The 19,780-nt window shown below is 58.0% G+C and carries 28 protein-coding genes and 1 pseudogene; 19 read left to right on the forward strand and 10 right to left on the reverse strand.

The features are described from left to right. Position 1: 1 nt before the first annotated feature. The 4 genes from HU764_RS13610 to HU764_RS13625 form a co-directional block, all read right to left on the reverse strand. Complete coding sequence (locus HU764_RS13610) at positions 2 to 685, reverse strand: replication protein P (RefSeq protein ID WP_186702656.1); 684 nt, start codon at positions 683 to 685, stop codon at positions 2 to 4. Continuing rightward, entirely contained in the window at positions 682 to 1,407 is a 726-nt protein-coding gene (locus HU764_RS13615) for a DnaT-like ssDNA-binding domain-containing protein (RefSeq protein ID WP_186702657.1), read from the reverse strand. The genes HU764_RS13610 and HU764_RS13615 overlap by 4 nt, the downstream gene beginning before the upstream one ends. An 11-nt stretch (positions 1,408 to 1,418) precedes the next feature. Continuing rightward, a complete protein-coding gene (locus HU764_RS13620) occupies positions 1,419 to 2,084 on the reverse strand; it encodes a Rha family transcriptional regulator (protein WP_186702743.1) in 666 nt (221 codons plus the stop codon). A gap of 199 nt (positions 2,085 to 2,283) precedes the next feature. Further along, a complete protein-coding gene (locus HU764_RS13625; protein ID WP_186702658.1) occupies positions 2,284 to 2,508 on the reverse strand; it encodes a Cro/CI family transcriptional regulator in 225 nt (74 codons plus the stop codon). A 104-nt stretch (positions 2,509 to 2,612) separates the two neighbouring features. On the opposite strand from HU764_RS13625, the gene HU764_RS13630 reads away from it, so the two are divergent. The 3 genes from HU764_RS13630 to HU764_RS13640 are packed head-to-tail and all read left to right on the forward strand — an operon-like array spanning position 2,613 to position 4,954. Continuing rightward, complete coding sequence (locus HU764_RS13630) at positions 2,613 to 3,500, forward strand: LexA family transcriptional regulator (RefSeq protein ID WP_186702659.1); 888 nt, start codon at positions 2,613 to 2,615, stop codon at positions 3,498 to 3,500. Between the two features lie 43 nt (positions 3,501 to 3,543). Beyond that, on the forward strand, positions 3,544 to 4,611 hold the full coding sequence (locus tag HU764_RS13635; protein ID WP_186702660.1) for an N-acetyltransferase: 1,068 nt from the start codon (positions 3,544 to 3,546) through the stop codon (positions 4,609 to 4,611). Continuing rightward, positions 4,583 to 4,954 carry an ASCH domain-containing protein gene (locus HU764_RS13640; RefSeq protein ID WP_186702661.1) on the forward strand — a complete coding sequence of 124 codons (372 nt, stop codon included), beginning with the start codon at positions 4,583 to 4,585 and terminating at the stop codon, positions 4,952 to 4,954. The genes HU764_RS13635 and HU764_RS13640 overlap by 29 nt, the downstream gene beginning before the upstream one ends. A 35-nt stretch (positions 4,955 to 4,989) precedes the next feature. Here the strand turns inward: HU764_RS13640 and HU764_RS13645 are convergent, their stop codons facing one another. Beyond that, positions 4,990 to 5,313, reverse strand: coding sequence for a DUF1654 domain-containing protein (locus HU764_RS13645; RefSeq protein WP_186702662.1), 324 nt, complete (start codon positions 5,311 to 5,313; stop codon positions 4,990 to 4,992). A 425-nt stretch (positions 5,314 to 5,738) separates the two neighbouring features. Further along, on the reverse strand, positions 5,739 to 6,092 hold the full coding sequence (locus HU764_RS13650; protein WP_186702663.1) for a hypothetical protein: 354 nt from the start codon (positions 6,090 to 6,092) through the stop codon (positions 5,739 to 5,741). Positions 6,093 to 6,340: 248 nt separating this feature from the next. Between HU764_RS13650 and HU764_RS13655 the strand changes: the two genes are divergently transcribed. The 5 genes from HU764_RS13655 to HU764_RS13675 all read left to right on the forward strand — a co-directional run bounded on the left by HU764_RS13655 (position 6,341) and on the right by HU764_RS13675 (position 8,833). Next, the gene (locus HU764_RS13655; RefSeq protein ID WP_016487862.1) at positions 6,341 to 6,724 is read left to right on the forward strand and encodes a response regulator transcription factor; all 384 of its coding nucleotides are present in this window, start codon (positions 6,341 to 6,343) and stop codon (positions 6,722 to 6,724) included. A 19-nt stretch (positions 6,725 to 6,743) separates the two neighbouring features. Then, positions 6,744 to 7,013 (forward strand): hypothetical protein, encoded by a 270-nt coding sequence (locus tag HU764_RS13660; RefSeq protein ID WP_186702664.1) that lies wholly within the window; start codon positions 6,744 to 6,746, stop codon positions 7,011 to 7,013. Beyond that, entirely contained in the window at positions 7,010 to 7,555 is a 546-nt protein-coding gene (locus HU764_RS13665) for a hypothetical protein (RefSeq protein WP_186702665.1), read from the forward strand. Before HU764_RS13660 ends, HU764_RS13665 begins: the two co-directional genes overlap by 4 nt. An 88-nt stretch (positions 7,556 to 7,643) precedes the next feature. Continuing rightward, positions 7,644 to 7,991: a hypothetical protein gene (locus HU764_RS13670; protein ID WP_014756073.1), complete on the forward strand. Its 348-nt coding sequence runs from the start codon at positions 7,644 to 7,646 to the stop codon at positions 7,989 to 7,991. Positions 7,992 to 8,017: 26 nt separating this feature from the next. Further along, positions 8,018 to 8,833 carry a DUF2303 family protein gene (locus tag HU764_RS13675; protein WP_186702666.1) on the forward strand — a complete coding sequence of 272 codons (816 nt, stop codon included), beginning with the start codon at positions 8,018 to 8,020 and terminating at the stop codon, positions 8,831 to 8,833. A 106-nt stretch (positions 8,834 to 8,939) separates the two neighbouring features. Here HU764_RS13675 and HU764_RS13680 read toward each other — a convergent pair whose 3' ends face one another. Further along, complete coding sequence (locus HU764_RS13680; RefSeq protein WP_225935649.1) at positions 8,940 to 9,362, reverse strand: hypothetical protein; 423 nt, start codon at positions 9,360 to 9,362, stop codon at positions 8,940 to 8,942. Positions 9,363 to 9,620: 258 nt separating this feature from the next. Here HU764_RS13680 and HU764_RS13685 point away from each other — a divergent pair, with 258 nt between their 5' ends. Next, positions 9,621 to 10,169: a hypothetical protein gene (locus tag HU764_RS13685; RefSeq protein WP_225935650.1), complete on the forward strand. Its 549-nt coding sequence runs from the start codon at positions 9,621 to 9,623 to the stop codon at positions 10,167 to 10,169. A 14-nt stretch (positions 10,170 to 10,183) separates the two neighbouring features. Next, a pseudogene (locus HU764_RS13690) lies at positions 10,184 to 10,596 on the forward strand (hypothetical protein). Positions 10,597 to 10,627: 31 nt separating this feature from the next. Here the strand turns inward: HU764_RS13690 and HU764_RS13695 are convergent. Further along, positions 10,628 to 11,275: a hypothetical protein gene (locus HU764_RS13695; RefSeq protein ID WP_186702668.1), complete on the reverse strand. Its 648-nt coding sequence runs from the start codon at positions 11,273 to 11,275 to the stop codon at positions 10,628 to 10,630. Positions 11,276 to 11,323: 48 nt separating this feature from the next. Between HU764_RS13695 and HU764_RS13700 the strand changes: the two genes are divergently transcribed. Next, the gene (locus HU764_RS13700; protein ID WP_186702669.1) at positions 11,324 to 12,742 is read left to right on the forward strand and encodes a DNA cytosine methyltransferase; all 1,419 of its coding nucleotides are present in this window, start codon (positions 11,324 to 11,326) and stop codon (positions 12,740 to 12,742) included. Positions 12,743 to 12,751: 9 nt separating this feature from the next. Continuing rightward, on the forward strand, positions 12,752 to 13,435 hold the full coding sequence (locus HU764_RS27700) for a hypothetical protein (RefSeq protein WP_225935651.1): 684 nt from the start codon (positions 12,752 to 12,754) through the stop codon (positions 13,433 to 13,435). A 57-nt stretch (positions 13,436 to 13,492) separates the two neighbouring features. On the opposite strand, the gene HU764_RS13710 is transcribed toward HU764_RS27700, so the two are convergent. Next, positions 13,493 to 13,795: a hypothetical protein gene (locus HU764_RS13710; protein ID WP_186702670.1), complete on the reverse strand. Its 303-nt coding sequence runs from the start codon at positions 13,793 to 13,795 to the stop codon at positions 13,493 to 13,495. A gap of 513 nt (positions 13,796 to 14,308) precedes the next feature. Here HU764_RS13710 and HU764_RS27705 point away from each other — a divergent pair. From HU764_RS27705 to HU764_RS13730, 4 genes are read left to right on the forward strand one after another with little or no spacing between them, the layout of a single operon-like run. Next, positions 14,309 to 14,581: a hypothetical protein gene (locus HU764_RS27705; protein WP_225935726.1), complete on the forward strand. Its 273-nt coding sequence runs from the start codon at positions 14,309 to 14,311 to the stop codon at positions 14,579 to 14,581. Next, positions 14,578 to 14,796, forward strand: a complete 219-nt coding sequence (locus HU764_RS13720) for a hypothetical protein (RefSeq protein ID WP_186702672.1) — start codon at positions 14,578 to 14,580, stop codon at positions 14,794 to 14,796. The genes HU764_RS27705 and HU764_RS13720 overlap by 4 nt, the downstream gene beginning before the upstream one ends. After that, positions 14,793 to 15,188, forward strand: a complete 396-nt coding sequence (locus HU764_RS13725) for a hypothetical protein (RefSeq protein ID WP_186702673.1) — start codon at positions 14,793 to 14,795, stop codon at positions 15,186 to 15,188. The genes HU764_RS13720 and HU764_RS13725 overlap by 4 nt, the downstream gene beginning before the upstream one ends. Continuing rightward, positions 15,185 to 15,595, forward strand: coding sequence for a phage protein NinX family protein (locus HU764_RS13730; protein ID WP_186702674.1), 411 nt, complete (start codon positions 15,185 to 15,187; stop codon positions 15,593 to 15,595). The genes HU764_RS13725 and HU764_RS13730 overlap by 4 nt, the downstream gene beginning before the upstream one ends. A 282-nt stretch (positions 15,596 to 15,877) precedes the next feature. On the opposite strand, the gene HU764_RS13735 is transcribed toward HU764_RS13730, so the two are convergent. Continuing rightward, entirely contained in the window at positions 15,878 to 16,063 is a 186-nt protein-coding gene (locus HU764_RS13735; RefSeq protein WP_186715093.1) for a hypothetical protein, read from the reverse strand. A gap of 68 nt (positions 16,064 to 16,131) precedes the next feature. On the opposite strand from HU764_RS13735, the gene HU764_RS13740 reads away from it, so the two are divergent. The 3 genes from HU764_RS13740 to HU764_RS13750 all read left to right on the forward strand — a co-directional run bounded on the left by HU764_RS13740 (position 16,132) and on the right by HU764_RS13750 (position 19,642). Further along, on the forward strand, positions 16,132 to 16,629 hold the full coding sequence (locus HU764_RS13740) for a hypothetical protein (protein WP_186702675.1): 498 nt from the start codon (positions 16,132 to 16,134) through the stop codon (positions 16,627 to 16,629). 212 nt (positions 16,630 to 16,841) lie between these two features. Next, positions 16,842 to 18,035 carry a tyrosine-type recombinase/integrase gene (locus HU764_RS13745; protein ID WP_186702676.1) on the forward strand — a complete coding sequence of 398 codons (1,194 nt, stop codon included), beginning with the start codon at positions 16,842 to 16,844 and terminating at the stop codon, positions 18,033 to 18,035. A gap of 20 nt (positions 18,036 to 18,055) precedes the next feature. Continuing rightward, on the forward strand, positions 18,056 to 19,642 hold the full coding sequence (locus HU764_RS13750; RefSeq protein ID WP_027594842.1) for an ABC-F family ATPase: 1,587 nt from the start codon (positions 18,056 to 18,058) through the stop codon (positions 19,640 to 19,642). Positions 19,643 to 19,780: the final 138 nt, after the last annotated feature.

Raw genomic sequence — 19,780 nt, forward strand, 5'->3', positions numbered from 1 at the left:
GTCATCGGCCGGCCAAGCGATCTCGCATGGCTGCCAATGCGGACTGGCCGACTTCGGGGGTGCGCCGGGCGGCAACTTCGGCAGGAAGTGCCAATGGCATGGCTTGCAGCGGCTCGCCAGCGACCAGTCGGCGCACAGCGATCGCGTAGTTGCGCTCGAACAGCTTCGAACTGGCATCTGAAGGGAGCTTGTTGAGGTTCTCGAATCCACACTCCTTGGCGGCATGCCAGACAGCGTCGTGACTCCACTTGCCCTTCCCCGCCATTGCCGGGTGGGCATTGCGGCAAGCCTCACGAAAGGCCTTCGCCAGCGATGGGAGCCCAAGCATTTCCGGCGACGGCTGGCACCACTGGATGAATTCGCCAGGTGGCGGGATGAACGGTGCTCCTGCCTGGCGGCAGCGCATCAGGCCAAACTGCAGCTGCTCGGGGCTGCAGATGCCTGCTTCGAGAAAGGCGGTCAGCCATTGCTGCTTGGAAGCGTTGTAGGTGGCTTGGTCTGGCCATGCCTGTTTCCAGGCTGTACAAATCGAGCGAAGGTCGCGGAACAGGTCGTTGATCACTTCCGCTGTCTTCCGATTGAGCTCGGCCTTGACGTCATCGGGCAGCTTGTAGCCTGCAGGGATGTGCTGACCGGATTGAACCTTGGCCCACAGCCCGTGCGCGACTACTGAAACAGGGTTCATTGGGCACGCCCATTATCGATCCAGGAAGTGTCGTCATCGTCGAGCCCGCCAGACTGTTGCCCTGGGCGGCCGGATACCGAGCCTGCTGCACGTGCCAGATCACGCCTCACCCAGCCCACCAGCGCTGCGATCCACTGCTTCTCGGTTTGCACAGTGCCTTTGGCATCGTGGTGGATGACGAACCCGGAGATGGCCTCGGCCGAGAAGTTCTTCAGGGTAAGGCCAGCCATCACCGCATAGGCCTGCAACTGATCTTGATCTGGAACCCACTCGAGGAACATTTCGAATGGCTCACGCGTAGAGTGAGTAGATTGGTTCAATGACGGATTGGGTGCAGCTGCTGCACCCCGTTCTGCCTTTTCCTGCACCCCGTTCTGCTGTGAGCTGCACCCCGTGCGGTTTCCTGCACCCCGTTCAGAACGAGGTGCAGCAGATGCACCCCGCTTAAGCTGCAGGTCGAAAACGACCGGACGTCGATCACGACGATCGATGTATGCAGCAGCGATTGCCTGGTTGCCTTCTGCGATCCAGCCAGCAGCTGCCAACTCGTCCAGCTTGAGGCGCACTGTGCGCTCAGACAGGCCTGTGTCTTCAGAGAGAGTCCCTGCAGATGGGAAGGCGCCGCGCCCATCGCTACCCGCATAATTGGCCAGGCAGAGCAGCACATGGCGAGCAGCTGGGTTCTCCAGCGACGACTTTGGAATCGCCAGGGCCCAGGTCATAGCTTGAACACTCACAGCGATCCTCCGGCCTTCAGCTCAGCCAGCCGCGCCAGCCCCTTGGGCGTCACCAGAGGATCGAATGCAGCGCGCTCAACACCGGTCTCGGGGTCAGGCTTCAACGCGGTTACCTTGTGCTTCATGTGCCCCGCAGCGATGCGCGGCTGATAAGCAATCCAGCGTTTGGAGCCGCGCCGACGGTAAATCCACCGGTTCTGCTCAAGCCACTCGAACAGTTTCGAGGGCTGAACCTGTAGTTGCTTGGCCGCGTCCGTGATGCAAATTGCACCACCGGCAGCTGCCAAACGCTCAATGGCGGCAACCTTCGGGGCCTGCTTCTCGATTACTTGGTGAAGCTGTAGGTTCTGCTCAGCCTGATCTGCTGCAAGGCGCAGCGCCTCGGCGAAGGTTTGTGGGATCTGCACTTGGCCGACCACTCGCGCTTCAAGCTCTTGCCAGCGATCAATGATCTTGGCCCGGAGCTGGGAGCTGTATCCGGAGACCAGCACCAACGAGTCGCGCTGGCACAGCAGGAACTCTGGGTAGGACTGGCCGTTCTGTGGATGCTGATAGGGGGTCTCCTCAGATTTGAGGACACCCTCTGCAACCAGCCGGCGAGCATCACGGAGCACATTGTCGTGCCCCTTCCCGGTCAATTTCGCCACCTCCCGGGTGGACATCACCTGACGCGACAGATTTGGCGAATTGCCAATAAATGACGCGACAGCCCTGGTGTTGCTAGCATCGATTGTGGAGTGCATAATCGACCTCGTTGAAAGTTGTGAAGAAGCCGCCCTGCCAGGCGGTTTTTTTTCGCCTGCGATTCGACTACTGGATGGATTCGCAGGTGTTTCGGTCATCTACTTGCGCAAGACCAGGTCACACATACTTCGTCTCGTCAGATGCTGGCCGGTGCGGTAGAGGACGTCTCGGAAAGGGGCGCACCTCCTCCCCAGACAACGTCCCGTCCTCGTTCTCGATCACAAAGATCACCCGGCCAGCCTTCATCGCCTTCGCGATGGCTGGGGCGCTCACATCAAGCCCCTTGGCGACAGCGGTCTGGCCGATGCGCTCAACAAGCTCAGGAAGCAGTGTTCGGTTCATGGCATTGCCTCAGTGGTGAATGCACATGATATTAACCGCCGGTTAGCAATTCTTCAATACCGGCGGTTGAGGCAGTCAAATTAACCTCCGGTTAAATTCCGCGCATGACGAAAAAGAAAGATCTCTCCCCCGAACTGAAGGCAGAGTGCGAGGCAGCCAAAAGGCTGTTCACTCAGAAGAAAAATGCTCTGGGCCTGACGCAGGCAAAGGTGGCTGAGGCTGCCGACATTTCGCCGGCGGGCGTTGCCATGTACCTGAATGGCACCAACCCGCTGAATGCGAAATTCGCCGTTGTACTGTCCAAGCTTCTGCAGGAGCCCGTGGATCGGTTCAGTCCTCGGCTGGCTGCTGAGCTCTCGCAGATGCGGGGCGCCCAGGTGAAAAGCGCTGAGGACTCCGGGAGCACGGCAGCTGAAAAGGTCCTGGAGATGCTGCGCAAGCATGGTGGCAAGTCACTGGATGCAACGGCCCAGGACAAGATTGCGAGAGCAGTAGCTGACAGCCTGTCCGAAGCCTCGACTACACCAGAGGCGGCCAGCCAGGCTGCGATTATGGTCGCGCCAGGCCATGGCGATATCTCAATCCCCCAGTACGACATCCGGGCAGCCATGGGCCACGGCCAGGTGCCAGCCGAGTACAGCGAAGTCATCAGGAATGTAGTCATCCGCGAAGAGGTGCTGCGCGAGAAAGGCGTGACCTACACCGCTGCCAAGGCCCTGGCCATGATCACGGGCTGGGGTCAGAGCATGGAAGGCACCATCAACGACAAAGATCCCGTGATCGTCGACCGCGGGGTGAACGACTACCAAGGTGAAGGCGTGTATGTGCTCACCTGGCATGGAGATCTGTTGATCAAGCGCCTGCAGCGGAAGGATGAGGATCATGTTTGGCTCATTTCTGACAACCGTAACTATGAAAAGCAGTCTGCTCGGATCGACGATGTGACAATTCACGCCAAGGTCTTGCTCGTCTGGAATGCTCGAAAAATCTAAAAATATAAAATGCCAACCATCTAATCAGACATAGGAAGTCAGAATGAACCTTCTGTACACCCCCTTCACTAATATCAACTTCCAAGACGACTTCTTTGACTCCCTCAAAGCAGATTACAAGGAGATCGGTGAGTGGTTTTCGCGAAAGGCTGCAGAAGGTTCAAGCGCCTATGTCTTTACAGGGGATGACGGTACTGGAATTGCTGGATTTCTGTATCTCAAAATTGAGGATGGCGCGGTCACCGATGTTTCGCCCCGCCTCCCATCGGGTCGCCATCTAAAAATCGGCACCATGAAAATCAACGCACACGGAACTAAGTTAGGTGAGCGATTTATCAAGAAAATACTCGACCACATGGTTCTTCATAACCTAGATGATGCATACGTTACCGTTTTTGAAAAACATAGCGGATTGATCAACCTTTTTAAAAGGCATGGATTCTTACTGCATGGGGTAAAGCATACCGCGAACGGTACTGAACAAGTTCTAGTAAAGTATCTTCGCGCTACTTCAGGCATACCTTCGCAAGATTTTCCCTGCATCAAGCCCGCCGAGCATAACAAGTGGCTACTAGCAATCTACCCGCAATATCACTCTCTAATGTTCCCCGACTCAATTTTGTGTAACGAGGATCCCCGGTTGATTGTTCGGGATGTATCGTATACCAATAGCATTCACAAAGTTTACCTATGCAACATGCCGCCTATAGCAGCAATGAAACAAGGTGACATCCTTGTTATGTATAGAACTGGAGATGGTCAAGGAGCCGCCCGATTCAGGGCCGTAGCTACCTCCATATGCGTTGTTGAAGAAACGGCAAATATGAACCAGTTCACAGACGTCGAAGACTTCTTAAATTATTGCCGACCTCACAGTGTTTTCCCTGAAAGTCAGCTGATTGAATTTTACACCAAACGACAGAACCCATTCATACTGAAATTTACTTATAATATCGCATTGAATAAACGCCCTAATCGAGGTAAACTGATCGACATAGCTGGCATCAATGAAAATATTCGCTGGAGTTGCATTGAGCTAAGCGACCAAGAATTTAATTCCATCATCACCATGGGCGAAATCAATGAACGTCTTATTATCCATCAAGCCTGAATTCGCCGACAAAATTTTTAACGGGCAAAAGAAATTTGAGTTTCGTAAAAATATTTTCAAAAAAGAAGGCGTGACCAAAGTAATTGTTTATGCAACTTTACCCGTTGGAAAGGTAATCGGCGAGTTCTCGATCGATTCTATCATTGAGGGACGGCCAGATACGGTGTGGAGAAGAACCTCGGCACACGCAGGCATAACCAAAAGATTTTTCAGCGAATACTTTGATGGACGAGAAAAAGCTTTTGCCATCAAAGTTGGAGAGGCCAACTTATATGAGCATCCTTTGAGTCTAGCTGACCTAGGGTCCGGAATATCAGCGCCACAATCCTACCGTTACTTGTGATAAAGAGCCCGCCTGAGCGGGCTTTTTTTTGCCCGTCAGAAAGGCGCTTCTTCCGCCTCTACTCGGGAAACATCCTCTCCCCTATCGATCACCCGATCGTCATCCGTCGGCGCATCCCATTGCAGGATCACTGATCCGTCGTCACGCAACGTCATCTCCAGGCCGTCAGTCTCTGAAAGCAGCTCGATAATCGCATCCCAATCCTGGTCGCTGTCCGTTTCCAGTTGATGGATCAGAACCTTCCTGCCGAACTGTGCCAGCGGTGAGTTGATCATCGCCGAAACCCTCAACCCTAGCTTTTCCAAGCCAGTCAGCTCCTCGCGAGGCACCGACGTCGCGAATCCTTGTGCTGCTCCCATCTCATATCTCCGATACTGTATATCCGTACAGCTTTTGATGATCTTAGCGCGCCCCCATGGAAAAATAATTAACCGGCGGTATTGACGTGAAAATTACCGCCGGTTAACTTTATGTCATTGCCTGATCGACACCGACCAGCAGATAGGCCGATGTCAGGCCACCGCTCTTTACACAACCAGACGTGACCACCTCGACGCACCCAGGCCATTACCTGGGTCGGGACAAGCTAAGTCGTCGACCACGCAGCCTCTGGATAGCTGCCGTGCTTCCACATGCAAGCACGCGAAACCACTCACACAAACTGGCAATGCATCGAACATGAAATGTGCGGCGCCGGTGAGAGACGACTCGGTAGCGGTGAGTGGTGGAGAGAACAGATTTCACTGGCTGGCCTTGGCGACAGGGCCAGACAGGAAATCACCAATCAAACAGCCGAGATCATTGCCGATACCATCGGCCAACCTCGCAAACATCCGAGTGCAGCAACTGCGACTGATAGGACGAACAGGATCAAACCTGGAGCATTGAGGCGTCGCGGTCTGCCCGACAGCTTCCCCCACCCCGGGCCGGCGAAGTCCTCTACCAAGATTTCTCGGTATGGCCGACATGCCATTTCACCGATACCCCACAGCAATCCAGACAGAGAGAAAAAGCCTACTAGAACGTTGTCGACCCTCAGCTCTACTGTCAGTGACACCACGAAAATCACGAAACAAAGAATCGCCATGATTTTGAACCACTCGTCTGCGACGAATTTTGCAACCACGGAAACTGCCAAGGTTGCGCCCTCCTTTGCTGGCTGTGTTGTGTGAGAGCGCTCAGCCTAGCGCAAAGCCCGTCACCTGGGCAGTGGTGAGCTGGCCGCCGGCCACTAGACAACCAGTAGCACGTCAGCCTGACGATAACTGCCCGATCCACCTGGTTCCCCATCATCAGGCTGCATCGGTCGTGACGTTCGCCCTCCCCTGGTCCGGGAGGTACACGGCAGCGAGCGTCACGACCAACGCAGCCCACCGAGGACACTTCATGGAAACGATCACTTGCGGGTCATGGATTGGCCAGCTCGGCAAGGCGCTGGCTCCCCGTGAGCTCGAAGCATTGCTGTGGGTGGCCCAAGGCCTCACCACCAAAGAAATCGCCCGCCAGATGGCGGTCAGCCCAGGCACCGTAGCCAACCGAATCGAGGCCGCGCTGTTCAAGCTGGAGGCCGGCCGCCGCATCGAGGCGGTCACCAAGGCCATGCGCCAACAGATCATCAGCCCGATCTGCATCGCCCTGGCCGCGCTTATCACCATGCACGCGGTGATCGACGACAGCGACCCCATGCGCCGCGACCGTCGCGCGCCGGAGCGCCGCACCGCCCAAGTTCGAATCGTTCGCAAGGCCGAGGCCTTCGAGTACCACGCCTGACCCTACCGAGGATCACCCCATGCAGACAGCAATGCACCCTGCTTTCGAGCAGAAGCTTGCAGTGCTCGCGGCCTTGCTCGAGCGCAGTAAGTCAGTGAGGGCCGAGGCGTACGCCAAGGTCAACCAGCCCGCCCCGCGGTACCAGGCATCGGGCAAGGACGGGAAATGGGATGTGGTGGAGATCTCCACTGGCGCCGTTCAGGGCTACGCCTTCACCTATCGGGCCGTCATGCGCTTTGTTAACGCGATGGAGGCAGGTGCGGCGAGCAAGGGAGGCGGACTTCAATGATCGGCAGCCCAAATCAAAACCAGCGCAGTGCAGTGCTAGCCCAGCTCAATGCGAGCATCGACAGCTTCTTTCTCGACGGCGGCCAGGTGCAAAGCCTGCCGGCCAAAGGCTATGTGCCGCGGCGCGCGCACCGTGATCTTGAGCCGGCACGAGCGCAAGCCGCTCCGCTGAACACCCGAACTGAAAGACGCCAGATGCGCATTGAAGAGGTGCGTGAGCTGGCGAAGCGCATGACTTATGCCGAAGCCGCTGCATACACCGGCCTGTCATTGAGCTGCCTGAGCCGTTACGCCTTGGACGGCCAGTTCAAATTCAAGCGAGATCCAAGGCGCGGCAAGGGCAACCTGGGCAAGAAGCTCAGCGACCCGGCGGCCGACAGGGACAAAGCGGATCAGATCATCGCCTATCGCAACCTCTGCCTGACCAGATATCAGGTGGTGCGGCTGATGGAGATCTCCGATAAGCAGCTAAAACGGCTGCTGCGTGAGTTCGAGATCATCTTCCCTACCACCACCGAAAAGCGAGAAGCCAACACAGCATGAAACGCATCACCGCGCGCGTCCGGCACGGCCGGCGCCAGCAGCACATCAATCTGCCGCCCAGCGGCATCGTCCATCAGGAGACGCAGCAATGTCCAAGCCCACTGACACAACCGAATTCCTGCAGGAGCTCAACGGCGGCGCCTTCGCCAGCCAGATTGGCCACGCCCTGTCGGAAGTAGCCGCGGGCGTCGTCGACCATGGCAAGGCTGGCAAGATCACCATCACCTTGGACTTCAGCCAAATCGGCGACTCCCACCAGGTAAAGATCAAGCACAAGCTCGACTACAAAGTGCCGACCAAGCGCGGCACACGCAGCGAAAATACCAGCCTCGATACGCCGATGTACGTCGGTACCGGCGGCAACATCTCTCTGTTCCCGGAAAAGCACGACCAGCTCTTCACCCGTGACGAAGCACCTGTACACCCACGCTCGTAACTCTCAGCACATACAAGGAAAAGCGCATGTCCCTCAGCAAAGAAGCTCTCGAACTGATCCAAGAAAACGCCGTCGCTGCAGCTGGCATCACGCTGCCAGCCCTCGGAGAGGTTGCCGTCGTCCCGCAGAACTTCAACGTGGTTGACCTGGAGCGCTTCCAGGCGGGCCGAAATCGCTTCCGTGGCACCTACGCCACCCATTCGCTGGCTGACTACAGCGCCTACGTTGTCGAGCGCTCGGCGCCAGCGGCGCGCGGCTTCATCGATCAAGACAACATGAGCTGCATCGTGCTGTTCAACATCGGTACTGCCGACGAGCCAGGCCATGCCGATGATCGCGCCGTGCTGCGCCTCAAAGCTTCCGCTGCTTTCGCCGCCGTTCAGGCGGTGTGCGGCCAGAGCCTGGTGCAAAAGTCCATGAGCGACTGGATCGAAGACTGGAACCAGCACCTGTCCGCTACCGATGAGAATGGCCTGAGCATGAGCATCGCCAAAGCGATCGCCGCGGTTCGAACCATCACCGTGAAGGCCTCGTCGGAGAGCGATCACGCAGTCAGTGAAACTCGCGCCAGCCGCAGCACCATGGACCAGATCGAGGCCAGCAGCAAAGAAACCCTGCCGGCCTGGCTGGACTTCAAGGTCATCCCGTTCGAAGGGCTGGGCGAGCAAGTGATCCGCCTGCGCGTGTCGGTCATCACCGGCGGCTCGCAACCGGTGCTGAAGCTGCGCTGGATCGGCGAAGAAGCGCAGCGCGAGGCCATTGCGCAGGAGTTCAAAGCCGTTCTCGACACCAAGGTAGGCACCGCCGCGAAGCTGTCCCTAGGCACCTTCGACGCGAAGTGAACAAGCTCAGCGCCGCAGACCGCGAAATGTGATCAGTGGCGCTGGAGTTCAGCCAAAGGAACATGCTGATGATTCAGCAGGATCCAGGGGACGAGCTGATTCAACCTTATTTCGGGTAAGGAACCCACAAGGTGCAGGCTGACGCCGATTGTGCAATCAGCCAATCATGCTTGCGGGCATCGAATGGTCTCTGCATGCCCTCGGCGACTTTTAGTGCAACCGTGTAAGCCCCTAGTACCTCCCCCTCGTAGGGCATTGTCTCTCCGAGAGCTGGGTTTGCCTTTAGCGCCTTGAATGCCTCAAGTAGGTGATCTGGCTGCTTGCTGGCATCAGCATTCCTTTCAATCACAGAAACTGCGAGAAAGGCCGCGTTTGAGCAGCGATCAATCTTTTCTCGCTGCGCTTTGTTGCTTTCAGTCGCACTCACCGAAGTGACGAATGTCAGTGCAATCCATGCAGCAGCTATCGCGTAGCGCATTGAACAGGCCTCAAATGAAATTGAGGCGAATGAAACATCATTCCCAATCAAATTGCCACCATGACAATGCCCGCATGAGGGTGCCTGTGTACCCGCTGTTGGGTGTCATGGTTTAAACCGCAGGTAAATCATGGCAGCTACCAGATCAACTGCCGCCACGACTGCGATTACGAAAAACATGAGCCAGTGGTCTTCCGGGAGCATGTCGTGATACCCGTTCGATGTGCTTTGTCCACTCCGAGCAATTCCTATTCCAACTCACCCATGCCGCATCCGGCCACGGAGGGCGGCGCATGCATGGAGAAAGCCATGAGCTACTTCTACAAGACCGAATCGGCAACTGTCCTGGCCGCCGTGCGCGCCTGGGACGAAAAGAAAGCGGCCTGGGACGCCCAGCGCACCAAGTTGGGCGAGGCCTTCGGCGCCGACGCCTCGCCGATGTACAGCGGCACCCGCAATGACATCGGCGGCATCAAGCACAGCGCCAGCCGCGACCTGGACGTGCACTGGTGCCGGCCAGACGAATACGGCTACCGCTCGCTGCGCCGGGCGGCCAAGCACGCCAAGGGCACAGACCAAGAAGTGCGCGCAGCCGAGAAGGCTGAGCACCAGCGCCTGGACGACCTCTGGAAAGCACACTGCCCGGACGCTATCGACCGGGACGAAATGTGGCAAGCCATCGGCGTCGAGCGAGGCGGAATCTGGCTCAGTGGCGGGGTGTGCTTTACCTACGGTACCGTATACCTGAACCTGGGCAGCAAGGCGGCTGACGGCGATGTCGACGGCCTGGTTGAGATCGTCAGCAGCGAGTACGAGGCAGCCCGCCAGCGCGTTCTCAACCAGCGCAAGGCGGCCTGATCAAGGAGCGCCCCATGAGCAACTACAACTGCGACTACGTTCGCCGCCATTACGACGTTCCGGCCGAGATCGGGCGCCACGTAATGCTAACGGTGAGCCAGGCGTCATCATGGCCGACCGCGGCCAGTACATCGGCGTCATCCTCGACAGCGACCCGAAGAAGCGTATCCGCAACTACCACCCAACCTGGGAAATGCAGTACGGCGAGATGGCCGAGACGCTGCCGCTCAAGCGGTGGGAAGTCCTCACCAACGGGATGTACGACTGGGATGACGTCGGCTACATGCTTGGCGATGCTCGCCACTACGTGCGGCGCATTTGGGCAGCAACCCGCAGTCAGACCAAGTACCGAGCCTATCAAGAGCTGGCGGAGTGCTCCAACGACGACGCGACCGCCATGCTCACCTTCAAAGTTCGCGCCGTCTGACCCTCCAGCGCTACCCGCCAGCGCGTTTCAACTACATAACAAAAGGATGCTTGATAACGCGAACCGACGGACCATCGGCACTATCAAAATAATGCTCTACTTTAAACGCCTGGGCACCAATTGACCCGTTAATTCGCTTGTACTTTATATTCATTTCCGCGTCACATTCATTTAGATCAGCGTAGAAACCGGTGGAATCGCCACTAAAAAGCGGTTGCAAATCGAAACCTTTCCGAGTTAAATCCGCAATAGTTATGACGACTTCGACGGACTCGCAATAATGTCCTAAATTTTGCAGCGTAAAGCTATCGTAATAGTCTCCTTCTATCTCCCTGCTCCCATCATGCGTCAATTTCAGCAGCGGCTCCAAAGATCTTTCATGATTACGCAGGCTTAACCTTTGAGACTCAACCATTTCCGTTTGCTGCTCAACAGAGGACCTTAGTTCATCAGCCTGCAACAACAACGCTCTAGTACCTTGCTTAAGTTCAGCACCTTGCTGAAAATAGCCAAAAACAAGCCACGCAAGAGCGAGCGGGCCGAATGCTCCAGCAAGAAAGTCTCCTAGCTCATTTAAAGGAAGCGAAAGTAGCTCATCCACTCTGAAAGAGACTACAACGGTAAACCAATATAAATATACAACCGTTGACATTAACGCTAATACAGTTCTGAAGCTCATCAGATTGCACCTTAACCAATGCCATTAATATACAGGCAAGGAGCCACCATGCCCACCACCTACGGAAGCGTCTGCAGCGGCATTGAAGCTGCGACCGTAGCCTGGCACTCGCTGGGCTGGCGTCCCGAGTGGTACGCCGAGATCGAGCCGTTTCCTTGCGCCGTATTGGCCTACCGCTACCCAGATACGCCGAACCACGGCGACATGACTCGCCTAGCAGCCATGGTGCTGTCCGGCAAGATTCCGGCGCCCGAGGTACTGGTCGGCGGCACGCCCTGCCAGGCCTTCAGCGTGGCCGGTATGCGCGAAGGTCTGGCCGATCCCCGGGGCGCCCTCACCATCAAATACGTGGAGCTGCTCGATGCAATTGACCATGTTCGAACAAAGCGCGGCCAGCCCGAGGCCACCTGTCTCTGGGAAAATGTCCCCGGCGTCCTCTCCGACAAAGGCAACGCGTTTGGCTGCTTCCTCGGCGCCCTGGTGGGCGAATCCGAAGAACTCCAACCGCCAGGGGGCAAATGGAAGGACGCTGGTTGTGTGTATGGACCCACGCGAACAGTCGCATGGCGGATTCTGGATGCCCAATATTTCGGCCTGGCCCAACGACGCCGCCGTGTGTTCGTTGTCGCAAGTGCTCGAGCAGGGTTCGATCCCCTCGAAGTACTTTTTGAGCGCGAAGGCCTGCGTCGGGATACTCCGCCGCGCCGAGGCGAGGGGCAAGCAACTGCCGGCACAATTACAGCAAGCACTGGAGGCGTCGACGAAAATGACTCAGCAGACGGACGCTTGACCGTATTCGGCGGGAACAATACGGCGGGACCGATCGATATAGCACCTGCGCGGAACGCATGCGCCAGCCCCAGCGGAAGGCTAGATTTCGAATCCGAGGCTTTTGTTGTGAGCGGCACGCTCCAGGCCAATGGGAAAGCAGCCGGCAGCGCTACCCAGCAGGATGCTGAGAATGGAATGCTGGTGGTGCACGGCACGCAGGATCCCGACGTGCTGAATGACCTTGTCCACCCGCTGGGCAGGAACAGCGGACAAGAAAACGCCCTACTTGCTTTCAGCTGCAAGGATCACGGAGCCGATGCAGGCGACTTGGCCCCGACGCTTCGGGCCATGGGTCACGGCGCCAGTCACCCAAACGCCGGCGGACAAGTTGCGGTGTGCATCACCGACGATATCACGCACACACTGAAGGCCGAGGGATTCAACGCCAGCGAAGACGGTACCGGCCGGGGCCAGCCAATGATTCAAGGGGAGGCTGGTGTTCGCCGCCTCACCCCGCGCGAGTGCGAATGGCTCCAGGGCTTTCCCGGCAATCACACCCGCATCCCCTATCGCGGCAAACCCGAGGACGAATGCCCGGACGGCCCACGCTACAAGGCGATCGGTAACAGCAAGGCCGTCTTCGTCGTCCGCTGGATCGGCCAGCGCATCCAACAACAACTTGAACGTCTCGCTTGAGGTATCCCCATGCCCACAGAAAACCGATCCAGCAACACAGAGATGGTCAGCGTGCCCGAAGGCTACATGCTGGTAGAGCGCAGCATCTGGACCGAGCAGCAGGTCGAAGCTGCTACAGCGTGCATTACTCGCCTGAAGGGCGTACCGACCATGACCGACCGCGCCCTGGCCATAGCTGCCATCGATGCAGCCCAGTGCACCGCGCCAGATATCGCGCTCTCCTATCTACTGCCAACCCCGCAGCCCCACCCCGAGCCTATAGCCTGGATGGTTGGTACTGCCTTCTGGTGGACCAAAGAAGAGGCGCAGCGGGACGCGGCGGCGGCTGGGATGCCCATGATTCCGGTTGGTCCGATGACCGGTGCAGGCGATATCGGGCTGGCCCGCGAGATGCTCCACAGGGCCTTGCGCCGCGAGGATAAGTGGGCGTTTCTCTGCAGTGGCCGGAACAAACAAATGGCCGAGCTTCGTGCCAAGCTGGCTGAGCTGCCAGAGATGCTGATCTCCGCCATTGAGCGAGAGCAGGAACGGTGTTCGCAAGAAGACTACCTGATGGACTCCGACGATTGCATCAAGGTCATCCGCGAGGCCTTGGCCGACATCGGTGTTCCGGTTCCGCCGGATCAACCCTACCAGGGCATCCCCGGAACATCCTTCCAGCGTCTGAATGCTCTGGCCAATCAGGGCGAGTAAGCCGCCAACCGCAAAGAGCACATCTGTACTCCACCCCAGCTGTAACCCCTCGTCCCTCTATTTCGAGCAGGCCGCAATCTTTTCCGTTGCAGCCAGGCCTTCGGTGGCAATCCGGCGTGCACGCCCTACACCCCAGGCCAATGCCCTGGTCATCGATTCGCCTGGGCGGGAGTCGAAAGCTTCCTCGTGGATCGCAGCGCCAGAGGCCGCATAGACGCCGATGAACATCTGCGTGTTGCCCGTGCGAGACAGCCGGACCTGCACATCGATAAACGTACCATCATCGAGAGTTTCGTCATGGTCCCGGTGGTGCAGGGTTGGGTCCGACCACTGCCAATAAACGTCGCCGCGCATGCGCATGCCGCCTCCTAGGACTGATGTCTTTTTGTTTAGGGCCAAAGACCACCATAGCGAAGCGATACCAGTGCACAACCGGTAAAGGCCGAACTGTGAGCTGAATCGGACCACCGGGCAAAAAACCTCTACTCATTCATTTTTTTGTACAACTTACTGCCGCGTTATGGCGGCCAAGGAATCGTCATGCCCGAGAAAAGTGGAATCACCCTAAACCGCGCGGCGCAGGATGTCGTGCTCGAGCGCCAGCGGCAGGTGAGCGACAAAGGCTATTCGCTCTATCGCGATGACGGCTACACCAAAGGCGAACTGGCCAGGGCAGCAAGCGTCTACGCCCGTCTCTCTGGGCAGCCCGGGACCATGAGTACCGATTGGCCATGGCCGCCGGAGACATTCAAACCAAGCGCAGATCGTCGACGCGACCTGGTGAAGGCTGGTGCGCTGATCCTCGCGGAGATTGAACGCCTCGACCGCCAAGGCCTGATCAAGCCGGCAGTGGTGCGCCGTGACGAATACGGCATGTTTCAGCACCCGGACCTGCCCGACTTCGACGAGGGCGACGTCGAGAAAAGCAAGGACTGGGTCACCCAGCAGGGGCTTGAGGTAGTACGAGTCGAACTCGAAACCGACGCTCCGGAAGATATCGCAGAACGCTACTTCGAGTCTGGCGACCCCGATTGCAGCTACTGGGATCCCAGCAAGCCAGTTTGTGATGGCTGGTTCTGCCTGGCCATCTACGACACAGACGCCGGGCCATCATGCTGGTGGGGTCGTCGAGTGGTGACGCCATGACCCGCCTCGCCCTCTGCCTCCTGCTGCCGCTTTTCGGGCTCGTGGCGAGCTCGGCATGGCTTGCATATGAGATGCGCCAGCTCGGCCGATTGCACGCGCAGATGAACTGCCAGCACGCCGGCAACGAGCGCCAGCTCTCCCCGCACGAAACCCAACCCGAACCTACACCCGCTCTGGCGCCTGGGCGCTGGATTGATGAGAGGTATGAACTGTGACAAAAGCCACCCGCAAAGATGTGCTCGACGAAATGACCAAGGAAGACTTGGTGGACTGGATCAGGTCGCAACACTTTTTCATCAAGCCTAAGAAGAGCGATGTTCTGTACCTGCGCTGGCATCGGCAATCGGCCGCCGTTATCGATGAGATGGAGAAGGAAAACCGCGCACTTGATCACCTCGACTTCGGCGAGCGTGATCGCCTGGCCAAGCAATTCAACGCCTCGAAAGACCCGAATGAGCGCCTTCGGCTGATCGAAAAGATCGAGCCATATGACAAGGCCATGAGGGACCATCTCAGCCGATCCGAGGCGATTAACCGCAAGCAGAAGCGAGTGGATGCTCTTTACGAGCAGATCGATGTGGAGCGTCGGAAGGAGCAACGTGCATGACCGACCTGATCGAAGTGAGGGTATCGAACCTAATCGGTGCGCCGCTGGACTGGGCGGTGGCCATGGCCGAAGGCTACAAGCAAGACACCGAGAACCACCTGACGATTATCAGTCCCCGGGGCGTCTTCACCAGCGTGAGCATTCGCGGCGCCTCCGAAGGCTTCGGGTTTCGACCATCCACTAACTGGGACCAGGGCGGCCCGCTGATCGACAAGCACAACGGCGGGCTGCACTACGAGGCCCACCTCGCCGACGCGAACTTCCGCTACAGCTCTGGGCCAGGCAGGACCGGTTTCTGGTGCTACGGCCCAACTGCGCTAATTGCCTTCTGTCGAAGCCTGGTCAAAGCCAAGCTCGGCGATACCGTCCAGGTGCCGAAGGAACTGGTCGCGTCCGCAACCCATTAATGCGGACGCCCAAGCTCGAACTACCTTACTTTCTTCAGAGGATTCTGAAGAAGAGCGGCATCAAGCATTGCTTGAACTTCGTCTCTCTCGTTCTTCCTGTGCTGGACCTGCTCCCTATCCAAAGCCGGCCCCTTTTTTTTGCTACTAGGATCGGAATCGTCGTATTCCGGAAAATCCTCGAAAAAGTCCACCCAATCATTCACTTCAAGATCCCTCTAGTTATGGTGAGGGGTGGATTAAAAGCGCTATTGCAGCCAAAAGCAAAGCCGCATCCCCTAAAACTCAAGCCCGCCGACGCACCGCCAAGAAGTGCGTCGCAGCCAGCAACACCCCCGGTATAGCCAAGCCAAGGCCGCTGTATATGAATGCAGGCTGTTTTGACAGCAGACCGCCCATTACAAACCCCATACCAGTGGGTATCAGTGTGACCGCTACGTAGCCGAACGGCTTCCTGGTTTCCTTGCCCATATCACCTCTCCTTTAGAGCTCCAATTTAATCACATGAGCCCGCCGACATGCGCGGGCGAGGATGACCTATGTCCGCAACAGAACGCTTCCACCACACCGCGAACGACTGCCTGGAGCGCTTGGCCGCCAACCTCTGGCCTGATGCCAAGTTGGCACTGGTGATCTACACCCCCGGCAAGCCACAGCTCGACATTGTGCTCAAGGACAGCGGCCTCAACGTCGACGAGGTCGTGAGCACTCTGCGTCGTCGCGGTGGCCTCGGCCTCGATGGCGAGAACATCTACAAGCGCCTGCTCTGTGACGCAATCCTCGGAGCCATGGCTTTCGGCAAGCAGAACAGCAACCCTCCGCCTGCTGGGCATTGGGGTCAGGAGTTCTGGGACATCGGCCGAGCCGAGGGCGCCCTGCAGGAAGAGCTGGTGCACGCGCTGCGCCTAGTTCGCAAAGAGCTGGATTCTTGCCAGCGAGTGATTCACTACGCCGGCGGCTTCGACCCGGCCTACGTCAGCGGCGCCCAGGCAGCCATCAGCATCGCTGATGGGGCGCTAGCGAATATCCCCGCCTGACCACCAACCTGCCGCCACCGGCGGCGTGGAGACCATCCCATGGATATCGAGAGCACCAGTGACGTAGACAAGGTCACCGAGCAGCGAATGGCCGAACTCATCGGCTGCACTAAACGCTCCCTAGAACACCGACGCCTGGATGGGAAGATTCCCGCGGGCGTCTGGATGAAGCACGGCGGCCGGATCATTTACAGCAAAAAGAGGTATGACGAATGGCTGGAAAGCCAATGGGTTTACCCCGTGGGGTCGAAATCTTCCGCAACTCCCTCCGCATTCGTTTCACATGGGACGGTATCCGTCGATGCGAAACGCTCCCCTATCCCCCGACACAAAAAGGGATCAAGGCTGCATCCAGCCTTCGCGATCAGGTAACCAGCCTCAACAAGCTTGGCCTGCTTGATCCAGACAAATACGCCGAGCTATTCCCCAGCTCGCAAGCTGCGGTCGGCGGTAAGCCGACTTTTGGCGAATATGCTCAGCTCTGGCTAGACAGCCGCGAAATCACCCAAGGTACGCACAACAACTACAAAAGCGCCTTGAACCTCTATTGGGTACCGCGACTGGCCATGGTCCGTGTCGACCTGATCACGACCAATCTCCTCCGCCGCGTCATCATTGAAACCGAATGGACTTCGGCAAATGTGAAGCGCAATGCGATCACCCGATTGTCGACGATCCTTGCGGGGGCGACTCGGGAGGGCCTGCTAGTCAAGAATCCCGCCGAGCTGATCGAACTGCCGAAGCGGTCGAAGAAGGAGATCGACCCATTCAGCCTGGCGGAAGCCAATAGCATCATCGACAAGCTGTATCAGCACAAGCACTGGCCTAGCCTGATCTATGCCGCTCTGTTCGAGTTCATGTTCTTCACCGGCCTCCGACTGTCGGAGGCATTGGCGGTACGGTGGGATGTGATCGATATGGGAAGAAAGACGGTGCACGTCAAGAGGACTGTCGCCCTGGGCGAGGTGGAGGAAAGGACGAAAACCGGCCGGGACCGTTTCGTGCTGCTGAACGATAGGGCCTTACGGGCTATACAGTTCGCCAGGCAATACGCGGATCGCCGCAGAGATGGTAAGGGGGCGGTGACCGAAACGCCGTTTCTGTTCCCGCCTTCGAAGAACGCCGAGTACGTGAAACAGACGTCCGACCTCCACAAGCAGTGGGTGCCTGTGCTCAATGAATTGGGGATCAGGCGTCGTCCCCCATACAACTGCCGTCACACCTATGCGACAATATGCTTAATGTCCGGCCTCAACCCCGCATTTATCGCCCAACAGCTAGGTCACAGCGTGCAGATGCTGCTGTCGACGTATGCCCGTTGGCTTAACTCAAGCTCTGACTGGAGCGAGCTGGAAAAACTCAAGATTGGTATCAAATCGGTATCAGCTGAAAGCCCAGCGTCGTAAGTTACTGATAGGTAAGCCCTTTGATCTCCACCGCCAACATCACCATGCAGTTCGGCTCCAAGCCGCTGTTTGAAAACGTTTCCGTCAAATTCAACAACGGCAACCGCTACGGCCTCATCGGCGCCAACGGTTGCGGTAAGTCGACCTTCATGAAGATCCTCGGCGGCGACCTTGAGCCGTCCGGTGGCCAGGTCATGCTCGAGCCAAACACCCGCCTCGGCAAGCTGCGCCAGGACCAGTTCGCCTACGAGGAATTCACCGTGATCGATACGGTGATCATGGGCCACGGCCAGCTGTGGAAGGTCAAAGCCGAGCGCGATCGTATCTACTCGCTGCCAGAAATGACCGAGGAAGACGGCATGGCCGTCGCCGAGCTGGAAACCGAATTCGCCGAGATGGACGGTTACACCGCCGAATCGCGCGCCGGTGAACTGCTGCTGGGCCTGGGGATTCCGCTGGACCAGCACTTCGGCCCGATGAGCGAAGTGGCACCGGGCTGGAAGCTGCGTGTGCTGCTGGCCCAGGCGCTGTTCTCGGACCCGGACGTGCTGCTGCTCGACGAACCGACCAACCACCTGGACATCAACACCATCCGCTGGCTGGAAACGATCCTCACGGCGCGCAACAGCACCATGATCATCATTTCCCACGACCGGCACTTCCTGAACAGCGTTTGCACTCACATGGCCGACCTGGACTACGGTGAGCTGCGCCTGTTCCCAGGTAACTACGACGAGTACATGACCGCCGCGACCCAGTCGCGCGAGCAGTTGCTGTCGGACAACGCCAAGAAGAAAGCCCAGATCGCCGAGCTGCAGACCTTCGTCAGCCGCTTCTCGGCCAACGCCTCCAAGGCCAAGCAGGCCACCTCGCGCGCCAAGCAGATCGACAAGATCCAGCTGGCCGAGGTCAAACCCTCGAGCCGGGTCAGCCCGTTCATCCGCTTCGAGCAGACCAAGAAGCTGCACCGTCAGGCCGTCGTGGTCGAAAAAATGGCCAAGGCCTTCGACGACAAGGTTCTGTTCAAGAACTTCGACATCACTGTCGAAGCTGGCGAGCGCGTTGCGATCATCGGCCCCAACGGTATCGGCAAGACCACCCTGCTGCGCACCCTGGTTGGCGAAATGACACCGGATGCGGGCTCGGTGAAGTGGACCGACAGCGCGGAAGTAGGCTACTACGCCCAGGACCACGCCCACGACTTCGAGGACGACCTGAGCCTGTTCGACTGGATGGGCCAGTGGACCTCCGGTGAGCAGGTGATTCGCGGCACCCTCGGGCGCATGCTGTTCTCCAACGACGAGATCCTCAAGTCGGTGAAGGTGATTTCCGGTGGTGAGCAAGGCCGCATGCTGTTCGGCAAGCTGATCCTGCAAAAACCGAACGTGCTGGTGATGGACGAACCGACCAACCACCTGGACATGGAATCGATCGAAGCACTGAACCTGGCGCTGGAAAACTACCCAGGCACGCTGCTGTTCGTCAGCCATGACCGCGAGTTCGTGTCCTCGCTGGCCACCCGCATCATCGAGCTGTCGCCGGACGGTGTCGTGGACTTCAGCGGCACCTATGACGACTACCTGCGTAGCCAGGGCGTCGTGGTCTGATGTAGTGCGCTCCGCCTGGTCGCGTTGAGTTGACCAGGCGGATCCCATGGATGGGTCATTCACCCGGAATAATTCGTTAGCCTGCTTTCATTTCCTTCGCGCAACGGCCATGATGAAACAACGCCCAACCGCCCGCCC

It is taken from the genome of Pseudomonas kermanshahensis (genome assembly GCF_014269205.2).
In the GTDB taxonomy this organism is placed as follows: domain Bacteria; phylum Pseudomonadota; class Gammaproteobacteria; order Pseudomonadales; family Pseudomonadaceae; genus Aquipseudomonas; species Aquipseudomonas kermanshahensis.